General features: G+C 54.0%; 2 tRNA genes and 2 rRNA genes. All 4 read right to left on the bottom strand.

The annotated features are described in order from the left end of the window. Window positions 1–310, bottom strand: a 23S ribosomal RNA gene (locus SxD43FB_RS23660); the annotation flags it as partial. 280 nt (window positions 311–590) lie between these two features. Next, window positions 591–666, bottom strand: a tRNA-Ala gene (locus SxD43FB_RS23655). Window positions 667–674: 8 nt separating this feature from the next. Continuing rightward, window positions 675–751, bottom strand: a tRNA-Ile gene (locus SxD43FB_RS23650). A gap of 177 nt (window positions 752–928) precedes the next feature. Beyond that, window positions 929–1,151: ribosomal RNA gene (locus SxD43FB_RS23645) — 16S ribosomal RNA — on the bottom strand; the annotation flags it as partial.

Here is a 1,151-nt window from a genome sequence, read left to right as displayed (position 1 = left end):
TACTAACGGAATCTCGGTTGATGTCTTTTCCTCCGGGTACTGAGATGTTTCAGTTCTCCGGGTTCGCCTCACCAAAGCCTATTTTATTCAGCTTAGTGATACCTCTCCCATTTAACACGGGGCCAGCCCAAACTCCCCTAAAGGAATCCGCGCTGGACCAGTCTTAAATGGTGAAGGTGGGTTGTCCCATTCGGAAATCGCGGGATCAAAGCTTGCTCACAGCTCCCCCACGCTTATCGCAGCGTGCCACGTCCTTCATCGCCTGTACATGCCAAGGCATTCACCAGATGCCCTTACCTCACGCTTGAGAGTCCACACCACCAACGACAGCACTGGAAGATGATCAAGTGCTTGAATGTCGTTCGATACGGTATGGTTATTAAACTCAGCCAGATAATCATTTCAGTGTACGACTTGTTGATCGATCCTCATCCATCCAGCCTTGCGGCCAAACGCATAAAAACCAATCCCATGTCGCCACGGCATCGATTAAAAAACCCATTCACAATGTCAAAGAGAGGCGCTTGCGCCTCATATTGCCGGACGTGTCCGGCAAACTGCTGTCTTCATCTCTGGAAATCTCGAGGGGATGGTGGAGCCTATCGGGATCGAACCGATGACCTGATGCTTGCAAAGCAACCGCTCTCCCAGCTGAGCTAAGGCCCCACATCAAATGGTGGGCCGGGGAGGAGTTGAACCTCCGACCTCACGCTTATCAGGCGTGCGCTCTAACCACCTGAGCTACCGGCCCATCGCTACCACAAGCAGACCGTAAACGGCCGCGGGCGGCGTGAGCCTGCTCAGGCAGATACGTCTCGCTAGAAACGTATTTTCCAGGATGAAGGGACATGAGGACGGCGGCAATGTTCTTTGGAAATGACGAAGCTCTTCCAACGTCTAGCGTTGGCGCTTTCGTCACGATCCTTAGAAAGGAGGTGATCCAGCCGCAGGTTCCCCTACGGCTACCTTGTTACGACTTCACCCCAGTCTCTAAACCCACCGTGGTCACCTGCCTCCCTTGCGGGTTAGCGCAGTGCCTTCGGGTGAATCCAAATCCCATGGTGTGACGGGCGGTGTGTACAAGGCCTGGGAACGTATTCACCGCGGCATGCTGATCCGCGATTACTAGCGATTCCGCCTTCATGCTCTCG

It is taken from the genome of Sphingobium sp. D43FB (assembly GCF_002312805.1).
Lineage (GTDB): Bacteria > Pseudomonadota > Alphaproteobacteria > Sphingomonadales > Sphingomonadaceae > Sphingobium.
This window is presented reverse-complemented; position numbering and strand designations above follow the sequence as displayed.